This is a genomic window from Rhodococcus sp. BS-15 (assembly GCF_000813105.1).
Lineage (GTDB): Bacteria > Actinomycetota > Actinomycetes > Mycobacteriales > Mycobacteriaceae > Rhodococcoides.
Window position 1 is genome coordinate 1 of the sequence record NZ_BAOX01000043.1, and the last position, 24406, is coordinate 24406.

Here is a 24406-nt window from a genome sequence, read left to right on the forward strand (position 1 = left end):
CCTGCAGGCTCCACTCCCGCTAGGACAAACGGATGGATCGGACATCGCTAGTGTGGAGGAGGCGTCGATTCCGGCGTCGGGAAATGCAAGGTCGGTAACGGGAGCGGTTTTCCATGACAGGCGCAGCCTCCGAGCAGGAACGCTCACCTCGGGTCCGAATGACCGGGACGCAACGGCGTGAGCAGTTGATCGAGGTGGGCCGCACGCTGTTCGCCGAACGCGGGTACGAGGCCGCCTCGGTCGAGGAGATCGCCGGACGCGCGAACGTGTCCAAGCCGGTCGTCTACGAGCACTTCGGCGGCAAGGAAGGGCTCTACGCCGTCATCGTCGACCGGGAGATGTCGACGCTTCTCGGCATGATCACCAAGTCCCTCGACCTCAATCGCTCGCGGATTCGCGTCGAACGTGTCGCACTTGCACTGTTGACCTACATCGAGGACCGGACCGACGGATTCCGCATTCTCGTGCGCGATTCTCCTGCGGCTGCCGAGGACGGCAAGTACTCGTCGTTGCTCAACGAGGCCATCGGTCGCGTCGGGCACATGCTGGCCGGGGACTTCTCGCGTCGCGGACTCGATCCCGAGTTCGCGCCGATGTACGCCCAGGCCCTGGTCGGAATGGTGTCGATGACGGCGCAGTGGTGGCTCGACGTACGAACTCCGTCGAAAGAAGTGGTTGCGGCGCACGTGGTCAACCTGTGCTGGAACGGACTGACGAATCTGGAGGCCGACCCTCGATTGACCGAGGAATGAAACTCGGTTTCGTCTCTTCGGGTCCAAAGAGGGGGTATCGTCCCCTTTGTCGGCCCTGAGACCTCCGTCACTCACGACGGGGTTCTCAACCGGACCGATGCATGTTGGCAGGAGACGTAAAGCCACTCAGTGGTACCGTTCGGGCGTAATTTGCGCAGTGGCAGTTCAGAATTGCGAAGGCGGATCCCATGGTCAGGCAGGCCCGCGCTGAAATTACTCGCGACACCGTGCTTGCTGGCGCAGCGAATGTATTTCTGCGCCTCGGGTACGCGAATGCGAGCCTCAGCGAAATCATCTCTCAGTCCCAGGTCACCAAGGGCGCTCTGTACTTCCATTTCGGTTCCAAGGAAGAACTCGCACGTGCGGTCATCGACGAGGGCAACACTCGGCTGACTACTGCATGCATGCAGTTCAACGACGGCCGTATCCCGGCGCTCGAAGCGGCGATCGGTATCTCCTACATCGTCGTCGACCTTTCGGTCAGCGACCCCATGGTCTCGGCCATGCTTCGGCTGAGCCATCAGATCGGCGATTACCGCGGCACCGAGGGCAATGTCATGGCCGGGTGGAGCGAGTCGTTCGACAAGCTCGCCGCCAAGGCCATCGCACAGGGCGACATCGACCCCAACTCCGATTCGCGCACCATCGGATCTCTCGTGCTCGAGATTCTCACCGGCGTGCACATGGTTGCGGTCGCCACCTCCACCACCGAGGAACTGCCGTCGCGCATGGAGCGCCTCTGGTACTACCTTCTCCCGGCTCTGGTTCCCGCCAACAAGCTCGACTACTTCCGCGAGTTCGCGGCGCGTCGAGTCATCCGCTTCGGCCCGTAACTACCGGTACTGCATCACGAAGCCTGCGATGTCCTCGCGCAGTCGTTCCGGGTACTCACCGTTGACGGCATGTGAGGCGTCCGGATAGAGCCGGACGGTCCCGTCGGGCAGTGTCTTCTCTGCCGTGGCGACGGCTTCCTGAGCGTCGTGCATCACCGACCTGCCCGCGATGATCGCCAGGACGGGCACGTCGAGCGTGGCGAGTCGCTCGTCGGTGATGCGCGTCGGCTGTGGCAGCTTCAGCGAATAGCCCTGCATCCCGGCTTCGATCATGTTCGCGACGGGAACGTCCTCGACCTCCGCGCCGCCTGCGGTGTAGGAGTTGAAGCTGTCTCGCCAGGATTTCGGAAGCCACGGCACGGCGGCGGGGAGGGCCCGAATCGCGGTGCCCCAGGGAATGTCGGCGAAGGTCTGGGCCGGGTCGATCAGCGTGAGTGTGGCGAGGTGCGTGCTGTCGTGCAGTGCCAGGTTCGCTGCGGTCCACCCACCGATCGACAGTCCGACGAGATGCACCTTGTCGGTCGGCAGAGCGTCGAGTGTCTGATCGAGCCACACGGCCTGGTCCTCGTCGCTGGTGATCGGCCGTTCCTGGATGCTGCGTCCCGGCTCGCCGAGCAGGTCGACGGTGTAGACGTCGCCGATCGTGAGCAAGCCGGGCAGGTTGGCCGCCCATACCGGTGTGGCCGAGGAACGGCCCGGCAGCAGGAGCAGAGGGTGCGCGGAGGTTCCGGTGCCCTCGAATCGATAGACGCGGACGACGCCGTAGTCGGTTCTGATGTCGAGCGTCTCCGCCGGATCGGGCAGATCCTCGAACGCGCGGTCGTAGGCGGCGAGAAAGCGGTCCTCGCTCGCTGCGCTGTTCCAATGGCCGACCGGTGAAGGAGTCCGGAGCGCGAACGCGAGGGCGAGCGCGCCGACGGTCATCGCCCCAGCGGCGATTTTCAGGTATCGACGCCGATTGTTCGGTGCGGGAACGTCCATCTCGAATCTCCTAACCGATCGGTAAGTAATTCAACCGTACGGTAGGCTGGCGATCGTGGCAACGAGAGAACCGAGCTTCGTCGAGCGCGCGCGACGCGCTCAGTTGATCGATGTCACGATCGACTCGGTCGCCCATCACGGGTACGCGAAGGTTTCGCTCGCACGCATCGCGGACAGTGCTGGGATCACCAAAGCTGCTGTGCTGTATCACTTCCGAACCAAGGATGCAGTGATCGACGCCGCGTATCGGTTCGTTCTCGCAGCGCTGGTGGAGGACGTGGCAGCCGCGGTCGAGGCCGTCGACGCTCGGGAAGGTCCCCGGGCCTACGTGCGTGCGATGGTCGGCCACCTCCGTGATCACCCGACACACACCCGCATGTTGGTCGAGGCGCTCGGCAACTCGGCTCTGGGGCACAGCCCGGAGGATCGATGGCGTCCGCTGGCCGACATCATCGACGCATCCGTCCGGACTCGCAGGACGGCCGGCGTCGATTCACGCACCCTGGCCATCATCGTCGGCGGTGGGATCGATGCGATCGTCACCGAGCGACTGCACGACCCGGAGTACGACTCGGTTGCTGCTGCCGAGGCTCTCGCAGCGATGCTCGATGCAGCTCTGACGTAGCCCGTCGTCGTCTCCCGCCTGCCGGGCTGTCGGTGTGCTCCCATAGACTCGCCCATGACTGTGCGTATGCAGCCGTCGCCTCGAATCGCTTGTAGGAGCATTGCTGTTGTCTTCCGATTCTCTGCCAGCCATTTCTCCATCCGGGCCGGCCCCGATCGTTCCCGACGCAGCGCTGCAACTCTCGGGTCTGGCCAGCGTCGCGCTGACCGATTCGTCCATGGTGGCCGTCGCCGACGCGATCGGAACCGCCGAGCACACGCTCATCGGACCGCACTCGGTTCGCCCGTTCGTCGCGGCCGCGATCGCGCAGCACACCCAGCTGTTGATCGTCACCGCCACCGGGCGTGAAGCGGACGATCTCACCGACGAGCTCCGCCAGATCCTCGGCGGCGGCGTCGTGATGTTCCCGTCGTGGGAGACGCTGCCGCACGAGCGACTCTCGCCGAGCGCCGACACCGTCGGCAAGCGACTGGACGTACTCCGCCGGTTGGCTCGCCCCGGCGACACCGATTACGGAGATCCTCTGCGCGTCATCGTCACCACCGTCCGCTCGTTGGTGCAGCCCATGGCGCCCGGTCTCGGCGAGATCGAACCCGTGACCTTGAAGGTCGGTCTGGACATCGACTTCGACGGCTTGATCCACCGACTCGTCGAGTTCGGCTACCTGCGCGTGGACATGGTCGGCAAGCGCGGCGAGTTCGCCGTCCGCGGCGGCATCCTCGACCTCTTCTCGCCGACGGCAGATCACCCGGTGCGCGTGGAATTCTGGGGCGACGAGATCACCGAACTCCGCGCGTTCGCGGTCTCCGATCAGCGTTCGCTGCCCGATCACGAGGTCGATCTCGTCATCGCTCCACCGTGCCGCGAACTGCTTCTCACCCAGGAAGTCCGCGACCGCGCCGCGGTTCTCGCAGCCGACAATGCAGGCGACACCGCGTTGGTCGAGATGCTCGACAAGCTGTCCGCCGGCGTCCCGGTGGAGGGCATGGAGGCGCTGCTGCCCTTGCTGCAGCCGGGTGAGTTGCAGTTGCTCGCCGATACCCTCCCCGCAGGAACACACGTGTTGCTCTGTGACCCCGAGCGAATCCGCACGCGCGCAACAGATCTGGTGCGTACGGGCCAGGAGTTCCTCGAAGCGTCCTGGACGGCGGCATCGATCGGTGGAGCTGCGCCGCTCGATACCTCCACCCTCGATACGTCCAGCCTCGAAGGTGCTTCTCTCGATCTCGGTGCTTCGGCGTACAGGTCGCTTCGACAGGTTCGCGAATCGGCCCAGGTGCACGGCCGTCCGTGGTGGACCATCAGCCCGCTCGCGTCCGGCAACGGCGAAGAAGTCGAACTCGCCGTCGATTCGGTCCCGGAGGTCAGGGGGTCCGAGGAAGCGCTGACGGCCCTGTTCGCGACCTTGCGAGCGCATATCGCCACCGGTGGTCGTGCGGTCATCTCCGTCGCCGGAGCCGGCACCGCCACTCGCATCATCGAACGTCTCGCCGAGGCCGAAGTGCCTGCTGCACATCTCGATTCCGGTGCAGTTCCGGTCGCCGACGTCGTGAACGTCCTGTGCGGATCGTTGCACGACGGCCTGGTGTTTCCCGACGCGAAACTCGTGGTCGTCACCGAGAGCGATCTGACCGGCAACCGCGTGGCCGCAGCGGGTGAGGGACGCAAGCTCCCGGCGAAACGCCGCAATCAGGTCGATCCACTCGCCCTCGTCGCCGGCGACAGCGTCGTGCACGATCAGCACGGCATCGGCCGATTTGTCGAGATGGTCGAACGCACCATCGGCGGTGCCCGACGCGAATACCTCGTCGTCGAGTACGCCCCCAGCAAGCGTGGACATCCCGGAGACCGACTGTTCGTCCCGATGGACTCGCTCGATCAGCTCTCGCGCTACGTCGGTGGTGAGCTTCCGTCTCTGAGCAAGCTCGGCGGATCCGACTGGGCCAACACCAAACGTAAGGCGCGCAAGGCAGTTCGCGAGATCGCCGGCGAACTCGTGCAGCTGTACGCCGCTCGGCAGGCCGCTCCCGGGCACGCTTTCGGACCCGACACCCCGTGGCAGCTCGAAATGGAAGATGCGTTCGGCTTCACCGAGACAGTCGACCAGATGACGGCCATCACCGACGTCAAGGCCGACATGGAGAAGGCGGTTCCGATGGACCGCGTCATTCTCGGTGACGTCGGCTACGGCAAGACCGAGATCGCGGTTCGCGCCGCGTTCAAGGCGGTGCAGGACGGCAAGCAGGTCGCCGTCCTGGTTCCGACAACGCTTCTGGCGCAACAGCATCTGCAGACCTTCACCGCGCGGATGGCGTCGTTCCCGGTGACGGTCAGGGGGCTCTCCCGCTTCACTCACGGCTCCGAATCCAAGGAGGTCATGGCCGGGCTGGCCGACGGAACGGTCGACATCGTCGTCGGTACGCACCGCTTGCTGCAGACCGGCGTCGCCTGGAAGGACCTCGGGTTGGTCATCGTCGACGAGGAGCAGCGCTTCGGCGTCGAGCACAAGGAGCACATCAAGTCGCTCCGAACCCACGTCGACGTCCTGACGATGTCTGCCACTCCGATTCCGCGAACGCTCGAGATGAGCCTCGCCGGAATCCGTGAGATGTCGACCATCCTCACTCCGCCGGAGGAGCGGCACCCGGTGCTCACCTACGTGGGTGCCTACAACGACAAGCAGGTCGCCGCAGCCATCAGGCGTGAGTTGCTGCGCGACGGCCAGGTGTTCTTCGTACACAACCGGGTCAGCTCGATCGACAAGGCCGCCAAGAAGATTCGCGATCTGGTCCCCGAGGCTCGGGTGGCGACGGCGCACGGTCAGATGAACGAGGAAACACTCGAACGCACCGTGCAGGGATTCTGGCAACGTGAGACCGATGTGCTGGTGTGTACCACCATCATCGAGACCGGCCTCGACATCTCCAACGCCAACACGCTGATCGTGGAGCGGTCCGATTCGCTCGGCCTGTCGCAGTTGCACCAGCTCCGCGGCCGTGTGGGTCGCAGCCGCGAGCGTGGTTACGCGTACTTCCTGTACCCGCCGGAGAAGCCGCTCACCGAGACCGCCTACGACCGGCTGGCGACCATCTCGCAGAACTCCGACCTCGGTGCCGGTATGGCCGTGGCGATGAAGGACCTCGAAATCCGTGGTGCCGGAAACGTTCTGGGGGCAGAGCAGTCCGGCCACGTCGCAGGCGTCGGATTCGACCTGTACGTGCGGCTCGTCGGTGAAGCGGTCGAGGCGTACCGCGCGGCCGCCGACGGAAAGCCGATCACCACCGACGAGGCACCCAAGGAAGTCCGCATCGACCTCCCCGTGGACGCCAACATCCCACCCGATTACGTCACCAGTGATCGGTTGCGTCTCGAGGGCTATCGAAAGCTCGCTGCGGCAGCCGATTCCGCGGGCATCGACGCTGTCATCGAGGAACTGGTCGACCGGTACGGCCCGCTGCCCGAGGAGGTCGGCCGCCTCGTCTCCATCGCCAAGCTGCGTCTGATCGCCAAGGAGTACGGCCTGACCGACGTCAACGTTGCCGGAACGCAGGTGAAGCTGGCTCCGATGGACCTACCCGATTCCAAGCAGATCCGCCTCAAACGGCTCTACCCGAGCGCTGCGTACCGGGCCACGACCGGGGTGGTGCAGTTGCCGCTGCCGCGCGTCGAAGGTGGCGGCGTGGGGGCGGCGCGCGTACGCGACGTCGAATTGGTGCAGTTCATCGCCGATCTCATCCTATCCTTGGACGGGAAGCCATCTCGGTCGGTGTTGTTGGAGCAAACAGTGGGGGTGTAGCGGTGACGGTAGTTCTGCTCGACCCTGTTCGACCCACACAAGTGCCGGTGGATGCTGTCGAATTTCTCGGCGGTGCAGTGCAATTCACCGAGGAAGTGCCGGTGCGAGTGCGGTGGCTGTTCTCGGGAACCGCTGCGCCCGACGCGGTCGACGCAGTGCTGGTGAGCACCGATCCCGCCAACCCCGAGGTTCAGGAACGGATCGCACGCGGCGAACGAGTCATCGCCGCCGAGAAGCTTCCCGGTGACGACCTCATCGCGGCAGTCCGGTTGATGGATCGGCTGCGCACCCTCGGCGGATGGGAAGCACAGCAGACCCACGAGTCGTTGCGCGGGTACCTGCTGGAAGAAACGTACGAGCTGCTCGACGCCATCGCCGCGGGGAACCTGGTGGACTTGCGCGAAGAACTCGGAGACCTGTTGCTGCAGGTGCTCTTTCATTCCAGAATCGCGCAGGATGCCGCCGAGAACGCCTTCGATGTCGACGACGTCGCTGCGGGACTCGTCGCCAAACTCACCCACCGCAGCCCGCACCTCGGTCGAACGGGCAACGGTCCCGTCGACATCGCGGAACAAGAGCGAGCCTGGGAAGAGAAGAAGGCATCGGAGAAGGCACGCGGATCCTGCGTCGACGGAATTGCCCTGTCTCAGCCGTCGCTTGCGCTGGCGCAGAAGGTGATCGGACGGGCCACCAAGGCAGGCCTGCCCGACGAGCTGATTCCCGACGGCCTCCGCGTCGTACACATCGGAGTCGATCACGCGCACGGTGGAGACAGTGCCGAGGACCTGCTGAGCGTCGGGTACTGGATTTCGCGTCCCTGATCCGCAACGCCGAGGCGTCCGCCCGCAATGCGGGCATCGCACCGGGGGAGATGTCTGCCCTCGACTGGATCGAGCACTGGGGTCTGCGGGGCTGAGGGCTCGCCCCCCGCCCCGCCTGGCGTCCCTCGTCCCTCGGTTGGGATCAATGTGAGTTTCAGTCGCTCAGAATGCAACAAAGCCGCATTGATCCGGACCGGTTACCTGCGCCAGAACAGGTGATGAGTGACGCCGCTGCTGCTGGGGACGACCTCGTGCGCGAATCTGTCGTTCAGCTCGTCGGGGGAGTCCCACAGCTCGAGGCCCGAGCCGAATTCGATGGGCGCGACGGCGATGTGCATGGTGTCGACGAGATCGGCGTCGAGAAACTCCCGAATGCTGGTGACGCCACCGCCGAGTCGCACGTCCTTACCGTCGGCCGCCTCCTTTGCCTGCTTCAGTACCTCGGCAGGCTCGGCTTCGACGAAGTGAAACGTGGTGTCGGACAGCGTGATGGACGGCCGCTCGTGGTGGGTGAGCACGAAGACAGGGGTGTGGAACGGCGGCTCGTCACCCCACCAGCCCTGCCATTCGTGGTCGGCCCACGGTCCGCGTTGAGGTCCGAACTTGTTTCGGCCCATGATCTCGGCACCGATGTTGTTGCTGAAGTCGCGGGCGAAGTAGTCGTCCAGACCACGGCTGCCGCCGGGATCGGTGCGGTTCGGCCAGCTTGCGGTGGCCGCACACCACTCCATCAGACTTGCATGGTCGAGACCGAACGGACTCTCGAAACTTTGGTCTGGCCCCGCAGCGATGCCATCGCGCGAGATGGTGAAATTCTGTACCCGAACCAGCTGTCCCATGTGTGCTCCCGAAGTCGATGACGAAGACGTACGACGTATGGACCGAACCAACCGTACGAACTCACCGCCCGACCGCGTCAATAGACCCTTGCAGCGGTCAGACGTATGCAGTGCGCCATCGACGCAGACCGGGGTCGTGCGTGAATGAACCCTTGCAGCGGTCAGACGTATGCAGTGAACCATTGACGCGGACGGGGGAGGTCTACTCGAACAGCGTCGAACCCCAGTATTCCGATTCTTCGACGCCGGGTGGGCAGGCGAATACCGCGGATCCCACGTGTTGGATGTATTCGTTCAATGCGTCCTTGCGGGAGAGTGCCAGTTGCATCGGGACGAATTGGGTCAATGGATCGCGGCAGTAGGCGATGAAGAACAGTCCGGCGTCGAGGTGGCCGAAGCCGTCGGATCCGTCGGTGAAGTTGTATCCACGACGCAGGAGTTGGACGCCGCCGAGGTTCTCTTTCGACGCCAGACGCACGTGGGCGGCTTTGTCGATGAAGGTGCCCTCGGGGCCCTGGGACTCGAAGTCGAGTGCGTCGAATTCGTCCTTCTGGCCCAGCGGCGCACCGGTTCCCTTGCTGCGCCCGATCACTCGCTCTTGTTCCTTCAAAGTGGTGCGGTCCCAGGATTCGATGAGCATGCGGATTCGACGCGCCACGAGGTAGGAGCCGCCGGCCATCCACTCCTGATCGTCGTCGGCGGAGACCCACACGTTGTCGTTCAGCAGGGTCGGGTCCTCGGCTTTGAGGTTGGCCGTTCCGTCCTTGAATCCGAACAGGTTTCGTGGGGTGGCCTGGGTGGTCGAGGTGGACGAGGTGCGACCGAAGCCGAGTTGCGACCATTTGACCGACACTGTGCCGAAGCCGACGCGGGCGAGGTTGCGGATGGCGTGGACGGCAACCTGCGGGTCGTCGGCGCACGCCTGGATGCACAGGTCTCCGCCCGAGCGTGCCGGGTCGAGGTTGTCGGCCGGAAAGTGCTGAAGATCGGCAAGGGACGCAGGACTTTTCGATGCCAGGTCGAAGCGATCGAACATGCTCGGCCCGAAACCGATCGTCAACGTCAACGACGACGCCGTCAGACCGAGCGCTTCGCCGGTATCGGTGGGCGGGTTGTACTGGCCACCGTCGACCGCGCCGCCGTCGAACGTCTCCTCGCCCTTGGTGAGGCGTTCGGCCATCAGCGTCCACTTCTTCAGCAGCGCAACGAATTCGTCACGAGAATCGGTGGTGATGTCGAAGGCGACGAAGTGCATGCGATCTTGCGCGGGGGTGACGATTCCGGCCTGGTGGTCTCCGCGAAAGTCGACCACATCCGACGGCACCTCGGCACCCGACGCCGTCGCATGTCCGGCGAGGGCCCCGACTCCGACGAGCGCAGCACCGGTCCCGACGGCACCGAAGAGGCGCCGCCGGGAGAACTGCCCGGTCTTATTGTCCTGCAACGACACCCTGCACCTGGCTCACTTCGGCGGACAATGCGTCGATCTTGTTGGACAGTTCCTGGCGCTGCGGTTCGGTCACGGTGTCGTAGAAGACGAAGCCGTCGCCGCTGCGGTACTTGGCGAGCTCGGCATCGAGCTCGGCGAAGCGCGCGTCGATGGCAGTGCCCAGTTCGGCGTTGCGCTCGTCGAGGATCGGACGGACGGCGGCGATAGCGGCCTGCGAGCCGTCGACGTTGGCCTGGAAGTCCCACAGGTCGGTGTGCGAGAAGAAGTCCTCTTCGCCGCTGATCTTGGTCTTGGCGACCTCGTCGAGCAATCCCTGTGCGCCGCCGGCCACCTGGATCGGGTCGATGGTGAAGTCGTCGGCCTTGATCTTGTCTGCGAGCTCGGTGATGTCCGCCTCGAGCTGATCGGCCATCGCGTTCGTGTCGGGCTGCAGGCCCTGCGTCCACAGGTCCTTCTCGATGCGGTGGAAGCCGGTCCATTCGGCTCCGGGCTCCACGTCGGGCTCACGCAGGTCGATGCGTGGGTCGAGGTCGTCGGGGAAGCTCTCGGCGACGGGCTCGATGCGCTCGTAATAGCTACGCGCAATGGGGAATTGAGCCTTCGCCGCGTCGACGTCTCCGCTCTTGACCGCGGTCACGAACGAGGCCGTGGTGTCCTGCAGTGCATCGATCTGACTGACGACGTAGCGCTTGTAACCGTCTGCGGCCTCGGTGAGCAAGCTGTCTTCATCCGTCTGGCGAACCGAATCGCCGGTGACGACGTAATCGGCCCGGATGCCGTCGCCCACCATGCCTGCCTTGCAGGCGGTTTGGTACGTGCCGGGATCGGGCAGGGCGACGATGAGCTGACGCGTCAGGCCGGGTCCGATGTTCTCCACCTCACCCATGACGCGGTCGCCTTCACCGTAGACGTAGAACTCGGTGACCTTGCTGCCGTTGTTGGTGATCTGGAACGTCGAGTTGCCGGTGGTGCCCTCGGATGCGTCGACGTCGCAGGAGGAGTCGGTTGCTGTGACGGTGATATCGCCCGACGCGGCTTCGGTGGAGGACTTCTCGGTGCATCCGGCCAGAGCCATCGGCAGAACCGCGACGGCGGCCAGAGCGTAGGTGGTACGACGCATGGTGGTGGTGCCTTTCAGGAGGATTGCAGAGCTGGTTCGTCAGTCGCGGGAACGCGGACCGGGCGGAGGAAGAGGTAGAGGACGACCACGATGTAGAGCACCCACGCGATCGCTTGGAGCACAGTGGGTTCGGGCCGGAAGTTGAAGATGCCGGCGAGCACGGTGCCGTACCAGCTCGAGGCGTCGAAGTGTGCGGTGATGTCGAAGGCGACTGCGCTGCCGCCAGGCAGGATGCCGCCGATCTGCAGTGCGCGGATGCCGTAGGCGAGGATTCCGGCGGCGACCACGATGAGGAATATGCCGGTGTACTTGAAGAACACGGCGAAGTTGATGCGGACGGCACCGAAGTACAGGAACACCGTCAGCACGGCGGCAACGACGATGCCGAGCAGGAGTCCGAGCAGTGGCCACAGGCTGCCGTTGGTGTTCTCTGCGTAGCCGACCATGAGCAATGCGGTTTCGACGCCTTCGCGGCCGACGGCGAAGAACGCCAAAGCCAGTACTGCGGCCGGCCCGACGGTCAGCGCCCTCTCCATGTTCGCCCGCAGTTCGCCGGAGATGTTCTTCGCGGCGGTGCGCATCCAGAGCACCATGCGGTCACGATGACGACGGCCACGAGCGATGCTGCTCCGGCGATGATTTCGGCGGTCAGTCCGGTGACGGTGGACGTGCCGTAGTGGATCACGAAGAAGATGGCGGCGACCATGGCGACGGCAATGCCGACTCCGAGCCAGACCCACTTGAGCGCGTCGCGTCGATCGGCTTTGACGAGGAACGCGACAAGGATCATCACGACGATGCCGGTCTCGAGCCCTTCGCGCAGGCCGATCAGGCCACTGCCGAACATCTGGGTGGCGATCGACGGCGCTGAACCGGCGGCGAGAACGACTGTGGACACGGGTGGTGCTCCTGTGGTGCGTCGAACATTGGTACGCCTGCCCTCGCAAAGGGTAGGCGACCCTCATGCGTGAAGGCTGACCAAAACATACACCCTGCAACCCGGCCCGAATACGCGTTGACCAGGGGTTATCTCGGTCTTTAGCTTTCTATTACCTTGCGTGTGCAGGATGGAGTGGTGATCTCCCGTATCTGCGTGCTCGCCACAGCGTCGGTCCTCCTCGCGTTGACGGCGTGCGGTACCGGCGAACCGAAGCGCGAGATTCCCGAGGGCATCCCGCCCGGGCCCGGCACCGAAGTGCCTGCCATCGACTTCAACGCGCCCGGACGGACAGCCGACTTGCTGCTCGCCTGGGCCGAACCGCAGACCGACGCGCTGGGCATCTCGGTGACCGCCCTTGCGTCGTACGGGCACGCTGCGGCGATCATGACCGAGACGGATGCCGACTGCGGAATCGCATGGACGACGCTCGCCGGCATCGGATACATCGAGAGTCGGCACGGCACCTACCAGGGTTCGTCGGTGGCACCCGACGGTCTCGTTGCGCCGCCGATCCGCGGCATCCCACTCGACGGCGGACCGGGTGTCGCCGAGATTCCGGACACCGACGGCGGTGTCATGGACGGGGATACCGAGTTCGATCGGGCCATGGGCCCCATGCAGTTCATTCCCGAGACGTGGAAGAAATGGGGCGTCGATGCCAACGGCGATGGCGTCGCCGATCCCGACAACATCGACGACGCGGCGCTCACCGCGGCGCGATACCTGTGCGCGCGCGGCGGTGATCTGCGGACCGCGCAGGGCTGGGAGACGGCGTTGATGGCCTACAACCTGTCGGGTCAGTATCTGCGGGATGTGCGCGATCGTGCGGCCGCGTACTCGGTGGGCACCAGGCCGTAGGACCTCCATGCATCGCGGGCAGGACAGGGGAGCGGCTAGTCTTGCACCCGGCACAGTCCGTCGGTACCCGTTTATAGGAGAAGCATTCGTGGCCATCATTGAGCAGGTCGGAGCGCGCGAAATCCTCGATTCTCGTGGCAACCCCACGATCGAGGTCGAGGTCGCATTGGACGACGGGACGCTGAGTCGCGCCGCCGTTCCCTCCGGTGCATCCACCGGTGAGCACGAGGCCGTCGAGCTTCGTGACGGCGGAGACCGCTACGGCGGCAAGGGTGTCGAGAAGGCCGTCAATGCTGTGCTGGACGAGATCGCGCCTGCCGTCATCGGTCTGGACGCCATCGAGCAGCGCACCGTCGACCAGGCCCTGCTGGATCTGGACGGCACTCCGGACAAGTCTCGCCTCGGCGCGAACGCCCTGCTCGGTGTCTCGCTTGCCGTCGCCAAGTCCGCTGCCGAGTCCACTGGACTCGAACTCTTCCGTTACCTCGGTGGCCCCAACGCACACATCCTCCCCGTTCCGATGATGAACATCATCAACGGTGGCGCGCACGCCGACAGTGGCGTCGACGTGCAGGAATTCATGATCGCCCCCATCGGCGCACCCACGTTCAAGGAATCGCTGCGCTGGGGTGCGGAGGTCTACCACGCACTCAAGTCCGTGCTCAAGGCCAAGGGCCTGGGCACCGGCCTCGGCGACGAGGGCGGCTTCGCTCCCGACCTCGCCGGCACCAAGGCTGCCCTCGATCTCATCCTCGAGGCCATCGGCAAGACCGGCCTCAAGCCGGGTCAGGACGTCGCGCTCGCTCTCGACGTTGCGGCCACCGAGTTCTACACCGCGGGCACCGGCTACGCCTTCGAGCGTGAGACCAAGTCCGCCGAGCAGATGTCGGCGTTCTACGGCGAGCTCGTCGACGCTACCCGCTGGTCTCCATCGAGGATCCGCTCGACGAGAACGACTGGGACGGCTGGGTCGCGCTCACCGAGGCCATCGGCGACAAGGTGCAGATCGTCGGCGACGACCTGTTCGTCACCAACCCCGAGCGTCTCGAAGACGGCATCGTCAAGGGTGCGGCCAACGCGCTGCTGGTCAAGGTCAACCAGATCGGCACGCTCACCGAGACCCTCGACGCCGTGGATCTGGCGCACCGCAACGGCTACAAGACGATGATGAGCCACCGGTCCGGCGAGACCGAGGACACCACCATCGCTGACCTGGCAGTTGCTGTCGGCAGCGGCCAGATCAAGACCGGTGCTCCGGCTCGAAGCGAGCGCGTGGCCAAGTACAACCAGTTGCTGCGTATCGAAGAAGCTCTCGGCGACGCGGCGCGTTACGCCGGCGAGTTGTCTTTCCCCCGGTTCAATTACGAGGGATAGCGAACAGGCTCGTATGACACGAAGTGGAGAGTGATGATGGCACGGCGCGGCAGGTCCGGGACCAGTCCAGGTGGACGTGATCCCCGACCCCGTGGCCGTTCCTCCTCTTCGAGTCGGTCCAAGGCCGGGGGGCGTCTCTCGCGACGAGAACGCCTCCGGCCGGCAGGCCACCCCACCGGAACCTTCCGAGCAGGTGCGCGACGCGGTGGTCGGCGGCAAGGCTGCGCCGCGGCGCGTCGGTGTTCGTCGTCCCAAGATGCCCGAGCGGACGTTCTTCGGACTGTCCACCGGTCGAGCCGTCGTCCTCGGTGTCGTGGTGTGTGCGCTGGCGTTGACGCTGGCGGTGCCGCTGCGCACCTACTTTTCGCAACGCAGTGAGCTCGAGTCCGTGCTGGCCGAACGGCAGGCGCTGGAAGACGACGTAAGCCGCCTGCAGGTTCAGAAGTCTCAACTCGACGAGCCGTCCCGCATTGCGGCCGACGCTCGCGAACGACTGCGTTTCGTCATGCCGGGGGAGACGCCGTATCAGGTGCAGCTGCCCGGCGACTACTCGCCGAGCTCCGAGGACCTCGCGGTGGACACCACTCCGACAGGACCGTGGTTCACCGAACTGTGGAACACCGCGGTCCAGCCGCAGGGTTCGGATGAGCCCCGGAGCCGACGTCCGCACCGATGCCTCTTGTACAGCCAGAACCCGCACCGGCTCCGCCGCCGGTGCCAGCACCAGAAGGAGGACCCGTCGGGTGAATTCCTCGGCAGTCTCGCAGGAAGATCTCGATGCGGTCGCATCGCAGCTCGGACGTGAACCGCGTGGCGTACTCGAGATCGCGTACCGATCTCCGGACGGCAGGCCGGGTGTGGTGAAAACCGCCCCGAAGCTGCCCGACGGCACGCCTTTTCCCACCCTGTTCTATCTGACGGATCCGCGGCTGACGGCCGAGGCCAGTCGCCAGGAATCGGCCGGGGTGATGCGGGAGATGACCGAGCGTCTCGGTACCGATCCCGAGTTGGCCGCTGCATACCTGCGCGCCCATCAGTCCTATCTGGCCGAGCGCGACGAGATCGAATCTCTCGGAACGGATTTCACCGGCGGCGGCATGCCCGATCGTGTCAAGTGCTTACACGTGTTGATCGCGCATTCGTTGGCCAAGGGCCGGGCGTCAACCCGCTGGGTGACGAGTCGGTTGCGTTGGCAGCCGAGAACTCGTTGCGCGGCAAGGCAATTCCGGCCGATTGGCCGACCATCGAAGAACTACGTGCGGAGAAACAATGACCAGGGTTGCAGCAATCGATTGCGGCACCAACTCGATCCGCCTGCTCGTCGCCGACAACAACGGTAAGTCGCTCGCCGACGTCGCTCGCGAGATGCGAGTGGTGCGGCTCGGGCAAGGCGTCGACGCGACCGGAGCATTCGTGCCCGAGGCGATCGAGCGCACCCGCGTGGCATTGGTGGAGTACGCGGAGATCATTCGCAAGACCGGGGCCACTGCGGTGCGGATGGTCGCCACCTCGGCCACCCGGGATGCGTCCAATCGAGAGGACTTCTTCTCGATGGTGCGCGAGGTACTCGGTAAAGTCATCCCCGGTGCCGAGGCCGAAGTGATCACCGGCGACGAAGAGGCCCGGTTGTCCTTCGCCGGTGCCGTGGGTGAACTCGACGCTGCCGCAGGGCCTTTCGTCGTCGTCGATCTCGGCGGAGGCTCCACCGAACTCGTACTGGGCGACGCGAAAGGCGTGAAGTCCGCGTTCTCGGCGAACATCGGCTGTGTGCGCCTGACCGAGCGCTTCTTGCACAGCGACCCGCCCACCGCCGACGAAATCAACGGCGCGCGTGAGTATGCCCGCGAGAAGTTGGCCGAGGCATTCGAGGAAGTATCGATCGGCGACGCCTCGAGCTGGGTCGGGGTGGCCGGCACGATGACCACCATCGCGGCTATTGCCAAGGAACTGCCCGAGTACGACGCCGACGAAGTGCACCTCTCGCGTGTGCCGTTCGATCAGCTCTTCGAGGTGTGCGAGCGACTGATCGGAATGACCCACACGCAGCGAAGTGCGTTGGGCCCCATGCACCCCGGACGGGTCGACGTCATCGGCGGCGGAGCAATTGTGTGCAGTGTGTTGGCCGAGGAATTCGAGCGACGCGGTGCCGTAAGCTCTTTGACCGTCAGTGAGCACGACATCCTCGACGGCATCGCGATGTCGATCAAGATATAGGCAGTACGGCCCCTATAGCCCAATTGGCAGAGGCAGCGGACTTAAAATCCGCACAGTGTCGGTTCGAGTCCGACTGGGGGCACCAGAGTCCATATGGATCCAGATTTCTGGACCAGGACAGTGGGTTTCGGGTTGTACCGTGAGCTTCAGTAGCCTTGCACGTATCTGAGTGGACAACTGGGTGACGCCGAGACCGCATTCGAGGTCCGCAAGCTGTTCGCCCCGATCACGGCACCATCCCCGACGCTCCCGGCACCGACCCGGAGCCGGGCACCGAACCCGCAACGGCCACCGATTCAAGAGCCTGACTCGACCAACCTACCTGTGACCTCGTCCATGATCGCTGAGTATTGGGGGATCAACGCCGGGTCTGTCGGATTGCTGCCCCCCTGGGTGAAGCGCATGAAGAGGAGTCCCACTTGGTGGGTGAGGGGGAAGGCGGTCGCCATTCGGGTGGCGGCGACCTCGTCAACGTACTGGTAGACCGAGAAGTCGTCTGTTGTCACGAGTTGGACGCATCCTGAGTCGGCACAGAACCCCGTGTTGGTTCTGGGGTCTCGCGCGGGGAGTCCGGCGGCGGTGACGGCATCGACGACGTCTTGAGCGCTCACCGCACTCGTTGGCGCTTGGGCGGTTGGGCACGCAGCGGGCGAAGCGAGCATTTCGAAGTCGGATCCGCCGGGTCGCAACCCGGTCTGTGCGGCGCCCAATGCGTCGAGAGCAAATTTTCCGTTGGCGATTCGTCCGCCGCCTTCGGCATCCATTCCCTGACCGCAGTCGATGGAGACGAACCAGCCGCCTTCTTTTCTTGTGCTGGTGTAGCGAGCGCGCACGTCCATGAACGACGCTTCGAGTTGCGCTGGGGTGTAGCTGCCCCAGACGTTGAGAGTGATGTAGCCGTCGCGGTCGACTGTCGGCGGCCATGAAAAACTGACCACAGGCGGCCATGAATATGCCCACTGACGGCCGATAAGAACTGACCACTCGCGGCCACGAATGTGACCGCCTGTGGCCACGAATCTGCCCAGACCACACCCATCCTCTCGGCGCGTCAGCGCCGAGGAGGCCTCTCCTGCGGTTTCGATACCGATGCCTAGTCCGTATCGAATCCACCGCAGGAGAGACCACGTGAAGTCTGACGGAGAACTGATGGACATACTCAATGCATACGACCTGACCGGATCATTGCGGGCCGCCGCAGACTTGTGCGGCTGCTCCCACAACACCGTGAAAAAGGCCGTCGAAGACCGAGACGCCGGCCTGCCACCGGCCACCCACCGAACCAAAATCACCGACGACTGGCTCGAATACCTCGAAGAGTGGGTCTCCAAATCCAAGGGCAAGATCCGCGGCGACAAAGCCCACGAGAAACTTCTCGCACTCGGCTACACCGGTGCCGACCGCACCACTCGACGCGCCCTCGCCGAAATCAAAACCCAATGGAGACTGGGCAATACGAGAGTGCACCGGCCATGGATCACCGAACCAGGACTGTGGCTGCAGTACGACTTCGGAGACGGCCCGGTCGTCGACGGCCGCAAGATCGTGCTCCTCGTCGCCTGGCTGGCCTGGTGCCGCTACCGCATCGTGGTCCCACTACGCGACCGCACCGCAGCGAGCGTCTTCGCTGGCCTGGACCGGGTCTTCCGCATCATCGGCGGCGCACCGACCTACCTGCTCACCGACAACGAAAAGACCGTTACCGCCGGCCACGTCGCCGGCGTCCCGATCCGCAATCGCACCGCGGTCACCTTCGGTCGGTACTACGGAATCACCGTGCTGACCTGCCAACCGGCGGACCCTGCATCGAAAGGCGGAGTGGAGAACGCTGTCAAACTCGCCAAAGCCGACATCGTGCCCACCGAGACGAACCTGCTCGAGCAGTACGCCACCTTCGCCGACGTCGAAATCGCGTGCACGGCGTTCATGACCGAGATCAACGCCCGAGTACATCGGGCCACCCGCCGCGTCCCGAACGAGATGCTCGCCGAGGAACGACCCGAGTTGCACGGTATCCCCGACATGCCGCACACCGCAGTCCTCGGAGTCGCTCGCCGAGTCCCCGACAACACACCGATGGTCACCTTCGATCACTGCCAATACTCGACACCAGCAACACTATTGGGTCAGAGCGTGTGGGTCAGACTGCACGACGGGACAGATGAGGTCGTCATCTGCGCTCTCGATGACGGTGGCCCGATCGAAGTGGCCCGGCACGCCCGCACCACACCCGGCAGCCCCGCCATCGACGACGCCCACTTCCCCGGACATCACCCGAGGATCCCCGGCGACTACAGCGTCCGCGCGCGAACAGTATCCGAACAGCAATTCCTCGCGATCGGGGAAGGTGCCGCGACATGGCTCAAGGAAGCCGCCGCGGTCGGCACCGAACGGATATACCTGAAAATGTCGCACGCGGTCGATCTCGCGCGACTCGGAGTTCGGGGCGATGTCGATTGGGCACTCGGGCACGCAGCGGTGCACGGCCGCTTCGCCACCGGCGACCTCGACTCGATCCTCGCATCGAAGGGAATGGACCTCACCCGCCGCGGCGCATCCGAATCCACCTCCCTCACGCAAGGCACATCAGGATGGAACTTGTTGGGCAGCAACGCTATCGAACACAAAACCGCCGACGAGACGAACGAAGGTCAGCGATGAACACCGTCACAGCGGAACTCCCCACCGACCTCGAAACGCTGCTGCGGCAACTCCGCCTGCCGCATGCCAGGTCCATCGCCGCCGAAGTCCTCGCCACCGCACGAGCACAACGCTGGGACCCCGCCGAGGTCGTCAAAGCGCTTCTCTCAGAGGAATCCGCCGGCCGGGCACGATCGATGCTGACCGCCCGCCGCAAAGCAGCGGGATTCCCCACCGGGAAGACCTTCGAGGTCTGGGACGAGAACGCATCATCGATCCCGCTTCCCACCCAGCATGCCCTGCAGACCCTCGAATGGGTGCATCGCCGCGAGAATCTGGTGGTCTGCGGGCCGGCCGGGACAGGCAAGACATTCTTCCTCGAAGCGTTGGGACAGAACGTGATCCAAGCGGGGATGCCGGTCGCGTGGTTCACCCTCGAGCAGATCGGGGTCCTCGTACGCGCGCACCGATCCGACGACTCACTCGGCAAAGCGATCGCGAAGATCGTGCGCGCCGAACTCGTCGTGATCGACGATGTCGGGCTGTTGCCCGTCGGGACCGATGCCGCCGAAGGGCTGTACCGAATCGTCGAAGCAGCCTACGAACGCAAGTCCGTCGCGATCTCCTCGAACCTTCACCCGAGCGGGTTCGACGAACTGATGCCCAAGACCCTCGCCACTGCAACGGTCGATCGGCTGCTGCACCACGCGCACCTATGCCAAACCAGCGGCGATTCGGTCCGCCTCGCCCAAGCCCTGCACGGTCAGGGGGTCAAACCCTTGACCTGACATGATGCTCGACCGGTGGCGGACAAACCCGACATGGGCAGATTCGTGTCCGCCACCGGTCAGTTCTTGTTGGCCACCCATGGGCAGTTCTCGTGACCGCCTGTGGTCACTTCCCGATGTCCATTGACAGTCGACGCGTTGCCAGTACTCGGCAACGTCCGGTTGGGCTGCTGGCATGGACGTCGGCCGAGTTGCGGTGCTCGTTGTCGACTGAGGCGTGGTCGTGTTCGTCGCGGCGGCCGTGGGAAAGGACTCGGAAGACTGGGTGGCCGAACGGGTCTCGTCTTTCGCTCCTTGCCAGGCGGAGGTCCCGATGATCCCGCCGACGACGACGATGGCGAGTCCGCCGAGGACGTAACTCCGGCGTTTGTCCAAGGGTGTGGACGGTGTGGGTTCGAGTGTGGGTTGTGGTAGCGGGGCTTGCGGCGGAGGCTGGGTGGCGGAGGTCCATTGACGTCCGTCCCACCACCGGAGCTGACCGGATTTTTCGGGGTCGGGGTGCCATCCGGCCGGTGTTGTCATGCACGATGTGTACCAGGTCGCGCTGGCGTGCACCTACGCCAGGCAGCGACCTCGCCACGCCGCATGTGTAAACCGCAATGATCGACGCGATGCAGTCCTATCACGCCGAACTCGGCGGGCGGCGAGCTAACCCGAACCGTTGATCGCGAATTGCTTCGCAGTCCATCGCAACACGAACGGCAGTCCAGTCATGGCACCGATGAAGTGGTCGCCTGCCACGGGCTCGTAGTGCACGGTGGCGCCCTTGCTGCGCCACTGCTCGATCAGGGCAGTCACGCCGGCTTCGGGGATGAAGCGATCGCCGATCATCTTGCTCGCGGAACCGTGGAAGAACGCGACCGGTGCCGAGGGCGCGTCGGCACCCGGACGGTTCGCGGCGATCACCCGCCGCGCGATGTCGGAGTCGAACGGGTCGGGCTGGGACGCCAAGTCCTCGATTCGCATGCGTACCAACCCGCCCAAGGCCAAGGGGAGGACGGACATGTCCTTCACCCAGGACGCCAACAGCAGCGCCTTCGGGCCGAACAATTCCACCATCTCGGGGTGCTCACGCGCGAGGCCCATGGTCGCCGCACCCAGCAGACCGGCCGCGATGGTGCCGTTCATGGTGTCCAGCAGCATCGAGAAGTCGGTGGGCGTTCCACCGGCGATGGCACCCGCCAACCTCACGTCCGGCGCGTACCTCGGCTGCAGCTGCGCCGTCCACGTGGTGGCGATCGCGCCGCCGCTGTAGCCGTAGGCCACCACTGGGCTGTCGGCGAGCTCCGGGACGACGACCGTCATTCCGCGTAGCAGTCCAGGACGGCATGCCCGGCCATCGTGCCTTCGGAGTACGACATCCGCGGGCCTTGGTGATCGGCGACGAGGACGGCGTATCCGCGGGCGAGCCAGAGCGGCATCACCGGCGGGAGGTCGGCACCGACACCGTGCACGAGCCGGTACGACGGCGTGCTCTTGGCTCCGAGGGAATCGATGGCCACGTTGTGGGCGACGACGGGCCGCGGTCCGCGCCCGGTCCACGGCCGCCTCGGGATCAGCAACGAAGCGGTGACGCCGGCGGGGAGACCCCGCGCGTCGGTCGATCTCACCATGAACTGATGCAGGGCGGTTCGCGGCCGAGGCACCAGACCGCGGGTCGTGCGCTGCCGGATCACCGCACCGGGTGCGAGGTCCTCGATGCCGGGAGGGGTGAGGAAGAAGGCGTCGTTGTCGATCGGGGTCGGAAGGATCGCGGCATGGGGATCGTCCGGAGGCTCCAGGGGCAGTCGTCGAGTCAATACGCGATCGAGCACACCGAACAGAGTCATGATCCCCCGATATTCTTCTCGAGCCGTACCCATCCCCGCGGTCACCGTACAGTGCGAGGCAGTGGGTGAACGCAAAAATGGAAACGTCCCCGCGGGCCACCCCCGCGGTCCGTGGCTCCCATGTCGAGCAGGTTCTGTGACTGCGTCCCGTCGTCGACAGCGCCCCGAACGCCTCCAGCCGAGTGATGTCGACAGGGGAGCAACCGCCTCCGGACTCTGCAGCAGCGCAAGGATGTCGAGCTCGAGCACATTCTCACTCAGGACCGCCTCGCTGTGTTTGCCGCACTTGGCTGGCAGTCTTCCGCCATGCCTTTGCGCGGCTGTCGGTCCTGCAGTACTCGACAATGGAGGATGCGGCCATCTTGGCAGTCGAGATCAGTGCGTGCCGCGGCACCGCGTTTCGGGATTGGACAGAGAGCCCGTGCCAGATCGCTTGGACGACTCCGACGATGGTGTTGGCCGATGTCTCGACTGGTAGTTCGCCCGCTTCGATGGCGCGTTCGATTCGCGTAAGTAGCGTGCGTTCGTTCCCGCGGTGCAGTTCGGAGATGTATTGCGCGGCATCCAACGTGTCAGCGCTGTCGTTCGTCACGGCACTACTCACGAAGCACCCGGGATGAGTCTCGGAAGGGGCGGTGAACTCGAGCACTGAGTCCGTCAGAATCGACTCGATCACCGCAGCGATCGAGTCGAGACCGACTGCACGGGTGTAGATGTCGCGATAGGGGGCGGTGTAAGTGCGGACGGTTTCCTCGAACAATCCCGCCTTGCTGCCGAAGGCTGCGTACAGGCTCGACGTCGATAGGCCGGTTGCATCGGTGAGTGCGCGTGTGGATGTACCGGAAAATCCGTGTCGCCAAAATAGCCGCGCAGCAGCCAGGAGTACGAGATCGCGGTCGAACGCCGAGGGCCTGCCACGTGACGGTGTTGTCATCGTTGCATTTTAGAGCGATTGCTTCATAATTGCCATATGGAGCGAACGATACAGAAATCGGTGCCCGTGTCCGGCGGTAGCTGGGTCAATGTCGATGTCTACGGGAACCCGGACCTGCCAGGCCTTCTCATCCTCCCCGGGGTGATGAGCGATGCTCAATCCTGGGCCTCGGTGGCGCGATCGGTGAAGGCGTGGCCCTCGGTTTCCGTCGTCAATCGACGAGGACGGCGGCCTTCGGGGCCACTGACCGCTGACTACTCGATCGGCGTCGAGGTAGACGATCTTCTGCGGGTGCTGGGCACGATTCCCGAGCCGGTCAGCATCTTCGGGTGGAGTTACGGCGGACTGATCGCGTTGCTCGCCGCAGACGAACATCCTGTCGAGCACCTCATCGCGTACGAACCTGTCATCCCGCCTTTTGCTCGACACGCATTGTCGGACTTGAAAGACGCAGCGGCACAGAGCGATCGGGGGAGGAGTGTCGAAATTGTCAACGTCGACATCTCCGGCTTCTCCGCCGAACACGTCGATGTCCTGCGGGCAGACAAGGGGCAGTGGAAGGCGCTGTGCGAGCTCGCTGAACCGCTGCACGCAGAGTTGAGTGCGCTCGACGCATCGCATCCGCCCGATGTTCTGGCCGGAAAAGTCGAGCGAGTCGACCTGATCATCGGCCAACACAACCGTTCGATCGAACCGTACGGCACATCATTCGACCGGATCAGCAGCCGAATCCCGACCGCACGCATTCATCAGCTGGACGGCAACGGTCATCTCGCTCACATCGAAGCACCCCTCCAGCTCGGACGGGTCATCGACGCAACCGCGGCGTCGGTATGACGCGTCGATCATTGTGGTCGCAGTTGTTTGAGCCGGAAAGTTCTGCGCTGCTGATGGTTTCGTCGGAAGAACTGTCGTTGCGAGAAGTGACGATCACTACACCGCCGATCAACAGCGCCGCACACCATCAGAATCGACGACAGTTCGAGGACGACGCCGAACACACCACCGGTGTGGAGCTACGTATTCGCCGGCTACGAGTGCGAGAAGTCCGACACCGTCAAACGCGCAGGAGCGCAGTCGAACCGAGCATTCCGCCCCGATTGAGACGCGGTCCAGCCGTTGGTCCGTGTGGCTCTGCCCCTGTAGGCCGCGGTTCACGACCGTCCGCTCGGATCGGGTCAGGTGAAGTTCGGTGTCACGAGAGCATTGCAAGTCCGTACGATCGTGCGGGGACCGGAGTTCACATGAATCCAGTGTTGTGATCGAGAACAGCGGGTTCCTGCCTTCTCGATCGCTGCTTCGGATACAGCTCGCGGCAATCAGGCGATAGGTGTCAGCTCAGGGCGCTCAGCAGCACGGCATCGAGTTCTCCGGCCGGCAGCATCGGCAACATGTGGTGGCTGCAGCCTGTCAGGACGACGGTGTGTGCGTTCGGGAGAACCTCCCCGACAGTGTCGACAACGCGAAAACTGTTGTGCACCTTACTCTCGCCGGCAAAAACGATGGTGACGTCCGCGGACAGCGTCGCCCATCGATTCCCTGTGGGGCGGCGTGGAACCACTGGTTTCGCAGACGGGAAGTCGGCGCTCGCTCGGTGAGATCGAGCCAGTCG

General features: G+C 64.6%; 19 protein-coding genes, 1 tRNA gene and 5 pseudogenes. 14 read left to right on the forward strand and 11 right to left on the reverse strand.

Annotation, left to right across the window (positions count from 1 at the left end; translation table 11 throughout):
• Positions 1–113 precede the first annotated feature (113 nt).
• Positions 114–752, forward strand: a complete 639-nt coding sequence (locus RHBS_RS08010) for a TetR/AcrR family transcriptional regulator (protein WP_094613864.1) — start codon at positions 114–116, stop codon at positions 750–752.
• 188 nt (positions 753–940) lie between these two features.
• On the forward strand, positions 941–1585 hold the full coding sequence (locus RHBS_RS08015; protein ID WP_094613865.1) for a ScbR family autoregulator-binding transcription factor: 645 nt from the start codon (positions 941–943) through the stop codon (positions 1583–1585).
• Here the strand turns inward: RHBS_RS08015 and RHBS_RS08020 are convergent, their stop codons facing one another.
• Entirely contained in the window at positions 1586–2566 is a 981-nt protein-coding gene (locus RHBS_RS08020; protein WP_128645298.1) for an alpha/beta fold hydrolase, read from the reverse strand.
• 55 nt (positions 2567–2621) lie between these two features.
• On the opposite strand from RHBS_RS08020, the gene RHBS_RS08025 reads away from it, so the two are divergent.
• The 3 genes and pseudogenes from RHBS_RS08025 (at position 2622) to RHBS_RS08035 (ending at position 7903) form a co-directional block, all read left to right on the forward strand.
• Positions 2622–3191 (forward strand): TetR/AcrR family transcriptional regulator, encoded by a 570-nt coding sequence (locus RHBS_RS08025; protein ID WP_128645299.1) that lies wholly within the window; start codon positions 2622–2624, stop codon positions 3189–3191.
• A 217-nt stretch (positions 3192–3408) separates the two neighbouring features.
• Positions 3409–6987, forward strand: coding sequence for a transcription-repair coupling factor (gene mfd / locus RHBS_RS08030; RefSeq protein WP_237669093.1), 3579 nt, complete (start codon positions 3409–3411; stop codon positions 6985–6987).
• Positions 6988–6989: 2 nt separating this feature from the next.
• Positions 6990–7903 (forward strand): annotated as a pseudogene (locus tag RHBS_RS08035) (MazG family protein).
• A 102-nt stretch (positions 7904–8005) separates the two neighbouring features.
• Here the strand turns inward: RHBS_RS08035 and RHBS_RS08040 are convergent.
• The 4 genes and pseudogenes from RHBS_RS08040 to efeU all read right to left on the reverse strand — a co-directional run bounded on the left by RHBS_RS08040 (position 8006) and on the right by efeU (position 12064).
• On the reverse strand, positions 8006–8647 hold the full coding sequence (locus tag RHBS_RS08040; protein WP_128645300.1) for a dihydrofolate reductase family protein: 642 nt from the start codon (positions 8645–8647) through the stop codon (positions 8006–8008).
• A gap of 202 nt (positions 8648–8849) precedes the next feature.
• Positions 8850–10097 carry an iron uptake transporter deferrochelatase/peroxidase subunit gene (gene efeB / locus RHBS_RS08045; protein WP_128645301.1) on the reverse strand — a complete coding sequence of 416 codons (1248 nt, stop codon included), beginning with the start codon at positions 10095–10097 and terminating at the stop codon, positions 8850–8852.
• Positions 10078–11217, reverse strand: coding sequence for an iron uptake system protein EfeO (gene efeO, locus RHBS_RS08050; RefSeq protein WP_128645302.1), 1140 nt, complete (start codon positions 11215–11217; stop codon positions 10078–10080). Before efeO ends, efeB begins: the two co-directional genes overlap by 20 nt.
• A gap of 14 nt (positions 11218–11231) precedes the next feature.
• Positions 11232–12064, reverse strand: a pseudogene (gene efeU / locus RHBS_RS08055) (iron uptake transporter permease EfeU).
• Between the two features lie 228 nt (positions 12065–12292).
• Here efeU and RHBS_RS08060 point away from each other — a divergent pair.
• The 6 genes and pseudogenes from RHBS_RS08060 (at position 12293) to RHBS_RS08085 (ending at position 16688) form a co-directional block, all read left to right on the forward strand.
• Positions 12293–13015 carry a lytic transglycosylase domain-containing protein gene (locus RHBS_RS08060; RefSeq protein ID WP_128645303.1) on the forward strand — a complete coding sequence of 241 codons (723 nt, stop codon included), beginning with the start codon at positions 12293–12295 and terminating at the stop codon, positions 13013–13015.
• 88 nt (positions 13016–13103) lie between these two features.
• Positions 13104–14389: pseudogene (gene eno / locus RHBS_RS08065) on the forward strand (phosphopyruvate hydratase).
• 70 nt (positions 14390–14459) lie between these two features.
• The gene (locus tag RHBS_RS08070) at positions 14460–15194 is read left to right on the forward strand and encodes a septum formation initiator family protein (protein WP_237669092.1); all 735 of its coding nucleotides are present in this window, start codon (positions 14460–14462) and stop codon (positions 15192–15194) included.
• Positions 15133–15662 (forward strand): annotated as a pseudogene (locus RHBS_RS08075) (DUF501 domain-containing protein). Before RHBS_RS08070 ends, RHBS_RS08075 begins: the two are co-directional and overlap by 62 nt.
• A complete protein-coding gene (locus RHBS_RS08080) occupies positions 15659–16603 on the forward strand; it encodes a Ppx/GppA phosphatase family protein (protein ID WP_121870605.1) in 945 nt (314 codons plus the stop codon). The pseudogene RHBS_RS08075 and the gene RHBS_RS08080 overlap by 4 nt, the downstream one beginning before the upstream one ends.
• Positions 16604–16611: 8 nt before the next feature.
• Positions 16612–16688, forward strand: a tRNA-Leu gene (locus RHBS_RS08085).
• A gap of 211 nt (positions 16689–16899) precedes the next feature.
• Here RHBS_RS08085 and RHBS_RS08090 read toward each other — a convergent pair.
• Positions 16900–17541, reverse strand: a complete 642-nt coding sequence (locus RHBS_RS08090) for a hypothetical protein (RefSeq protein WP_187298417.1) — start codon at positions 17539–17541, stop codon at positions 16900–16902.
• A gap of 190 nt (positions 17542–17731) precedes the next feature.
• On the opposite strand from RHBS_RS08090, the gene istA reads away from it, so the two are divergent.
• Positions 17732–19264: an IS21 family transposase gene (gene istA / locus RHBS_RS08095; protein WP_094665460.1), complete on the forward strand. Its 1533-nt coding sequence runs from the start codon at positions 17732–17734 to the stop codon at positions 19262–19264.
• Positions 19261–20031: an IS21-like element helper ATPase IstB gene (gene istB, locus RHBS_RS08100; RefSeq protein WP_094665458.1), complete on the forward strand. Its 771-nt coding sequence runs from the start codon at positions 19261–19263 to the stop codon at positions 20029–20031. The genes istA and istB overlap by 4 nt, the downstream gene beginning before the upstream one ends.
• Here istB and RHBS_RS08105 read toward each other — a convergent pair.
• From RHBS_RS08105 to RHBS_RS08120, 4 genes are all read right to left on the reverse strand, one after another.
• Positions 19957–20553 (reverse strand): DUF2510 domain-containing protein, encoded by a 597-nt coding sequence (locus RHBS_RS08105; RefSeq protein WP_128645305.1) that lies wholly within the window; start codon positions 20551–20553, stop codon positions 19957–19959. The genes istB and RHBS_RS08105 overlap by 75 nt on opposite strands.
• A 126-nt stretch (positions 20554–20679) precedes the next feature.
• On the reverse strand, positions 20680–21336 hold the full coding sequence (locus RHBS_RS08110; RefSeq protein WP_128645306.1) for a lipase family protein: 657 nt from the start codon (positions 21334–21336) through the stop codon (positions 20680–20682).
• Entirely contained in the window at positions 21333–21860 is a 528-nt protein-coding gene (locus tag RHBS_RS08115; protein ID WP_187298418.1) for a lipase family protein, read from the reverse strand. Before RHBS_RS08115 ends, RHBS_RS08110 begins: the two co-directional genes overlap by 4 nt.
• A 253-nt stretch (positions 21861–22113) precedes the next feature.
• Positions 22114–22794: a TetR/AcrR family transcriptional regulator gene (locus tag RHBS_RS08120; RefSeq protein WP_128645308.1), complete on the reverse strand. Its 681-nt coding sequence runs from the start codon at positions 22792–22794 to the stop codon at positions 22114–22116.
• Positions 22795–22860: 66 nt separating this feature from the next.
• On the opposite strand from RHBS_RS08120, the gene RHBS_RS08125 reads away from it, so the two are divergent.
• On the forward strand, positions 22861–23631 hold the full coding sequence (locus RHBS_RS08125; RefSeq protein WP_236745358.1) for an alpha/beta fold hydrolase: 771 nt from the start codon (positions 22861–22863) through the stop codon (positions 23629–23631).
• A gap of 496 nt (positions 23632–24127) precedes the next feature.
• Here the strand turns inward: RHBS_RS08125 and RHBS_RS29700 are convergent.
• Positions 24128–24406: pseudogene (locus tag RHBS_RS29700) on the reverse strand (alpha/beta hydrolase); the annotation flags it as partial.

What these genes read in the sequence shown, in the direction of transcription:
- RHBS_RS08015 (WP_094613865.1), top strand. Translation starts at nt 941, where the DNA reads ATGGTCAGGCAGGCCCGCGCTGAAATTACTCGCGACACCGTGCTTGCT.
- RHBS_RS08120 (WP_128645308.1), bottom strand. Translation starts at nt 22,794, where the DNA reads ATGACAACACCGTCACGTGGCAGGCCCTCGGCGTTCGACCGCGATCTC.
- RHBS_RS08115 (WP_187298418.1), bottom strand. Translation starts at nt 21,860, where the DNA reads ATGACTCTGTTCGGTGTGCTCGATCGCGTATTGACTCGACGACTGCCC.
- mfd (WP_237669093.1), top strand. Translation starts at nt 3,409, where the DNA reads ATGGTGGCCGTCGCCGACGCGATCGGAACCGCCGAGCACACGCTCATC.
- RHBS_RS08080 (WP_121870605.1), top strand. Translation starts at nt 15,659, where the DNA reads ATGACCAGGGTTGCAGCAATCGATTGCGGCACCAACTCGATCCGCCTG.
- efeO (WP_128645302.1), bottom strand. Translation starts at nt 11,217, where the DNA reads ATGCGTCGTACCACCTACGCTCTGGCCGCCGTCGCGGTTCTGCCGATG.
- RHBS_RS08105 (WP_128645305.1), bottom strand. Translation starts at nt 20,553, where the DNA reads ATGACAACACCGGCCGGATGGCACCCCGACCCCGAAAAATCCGGTCAG.
- RHBS_RS08110 (WP_128645306.1), bottom strand. Translation starts at nt 21,336, where the DNA reads ATGACGGTCGTCGTCCCGGAGCTCGCCGACAGCCCAGTGGTGGCCTAC.
- istB (WP_094665458.1), top strand. Translation starts at nt 19,261, where the DNA reads ATGAACACCGTCACAGCGGAACTCCCCACCGACCTCGAAACGCTGCTG.
- RHBS_RS08010 (WP_094613864.1), top strand. Translation starts at nt 114, where the DNA reads ATGACAGGCGCAGCCTCCGAGCAGGAACGCTCACCTCGGGTCCGAATG.
- RHBS_RS08020 (WP_128645298.1), bottom strand. Translation starts at nt 2,566, where the DNA reads ATGGACGTTCCCGCACCGAACAATCGGCGTCGATACCTGAAAATCGCC.
- RHBS_RS08040 (WP_128645300.1), bottom strand. Translation starts at nt 8,647, where the DNA reads ATGGGACAGCTGGTTCGGGTACAGAATTTCACCATCTCGCGCGATGGC.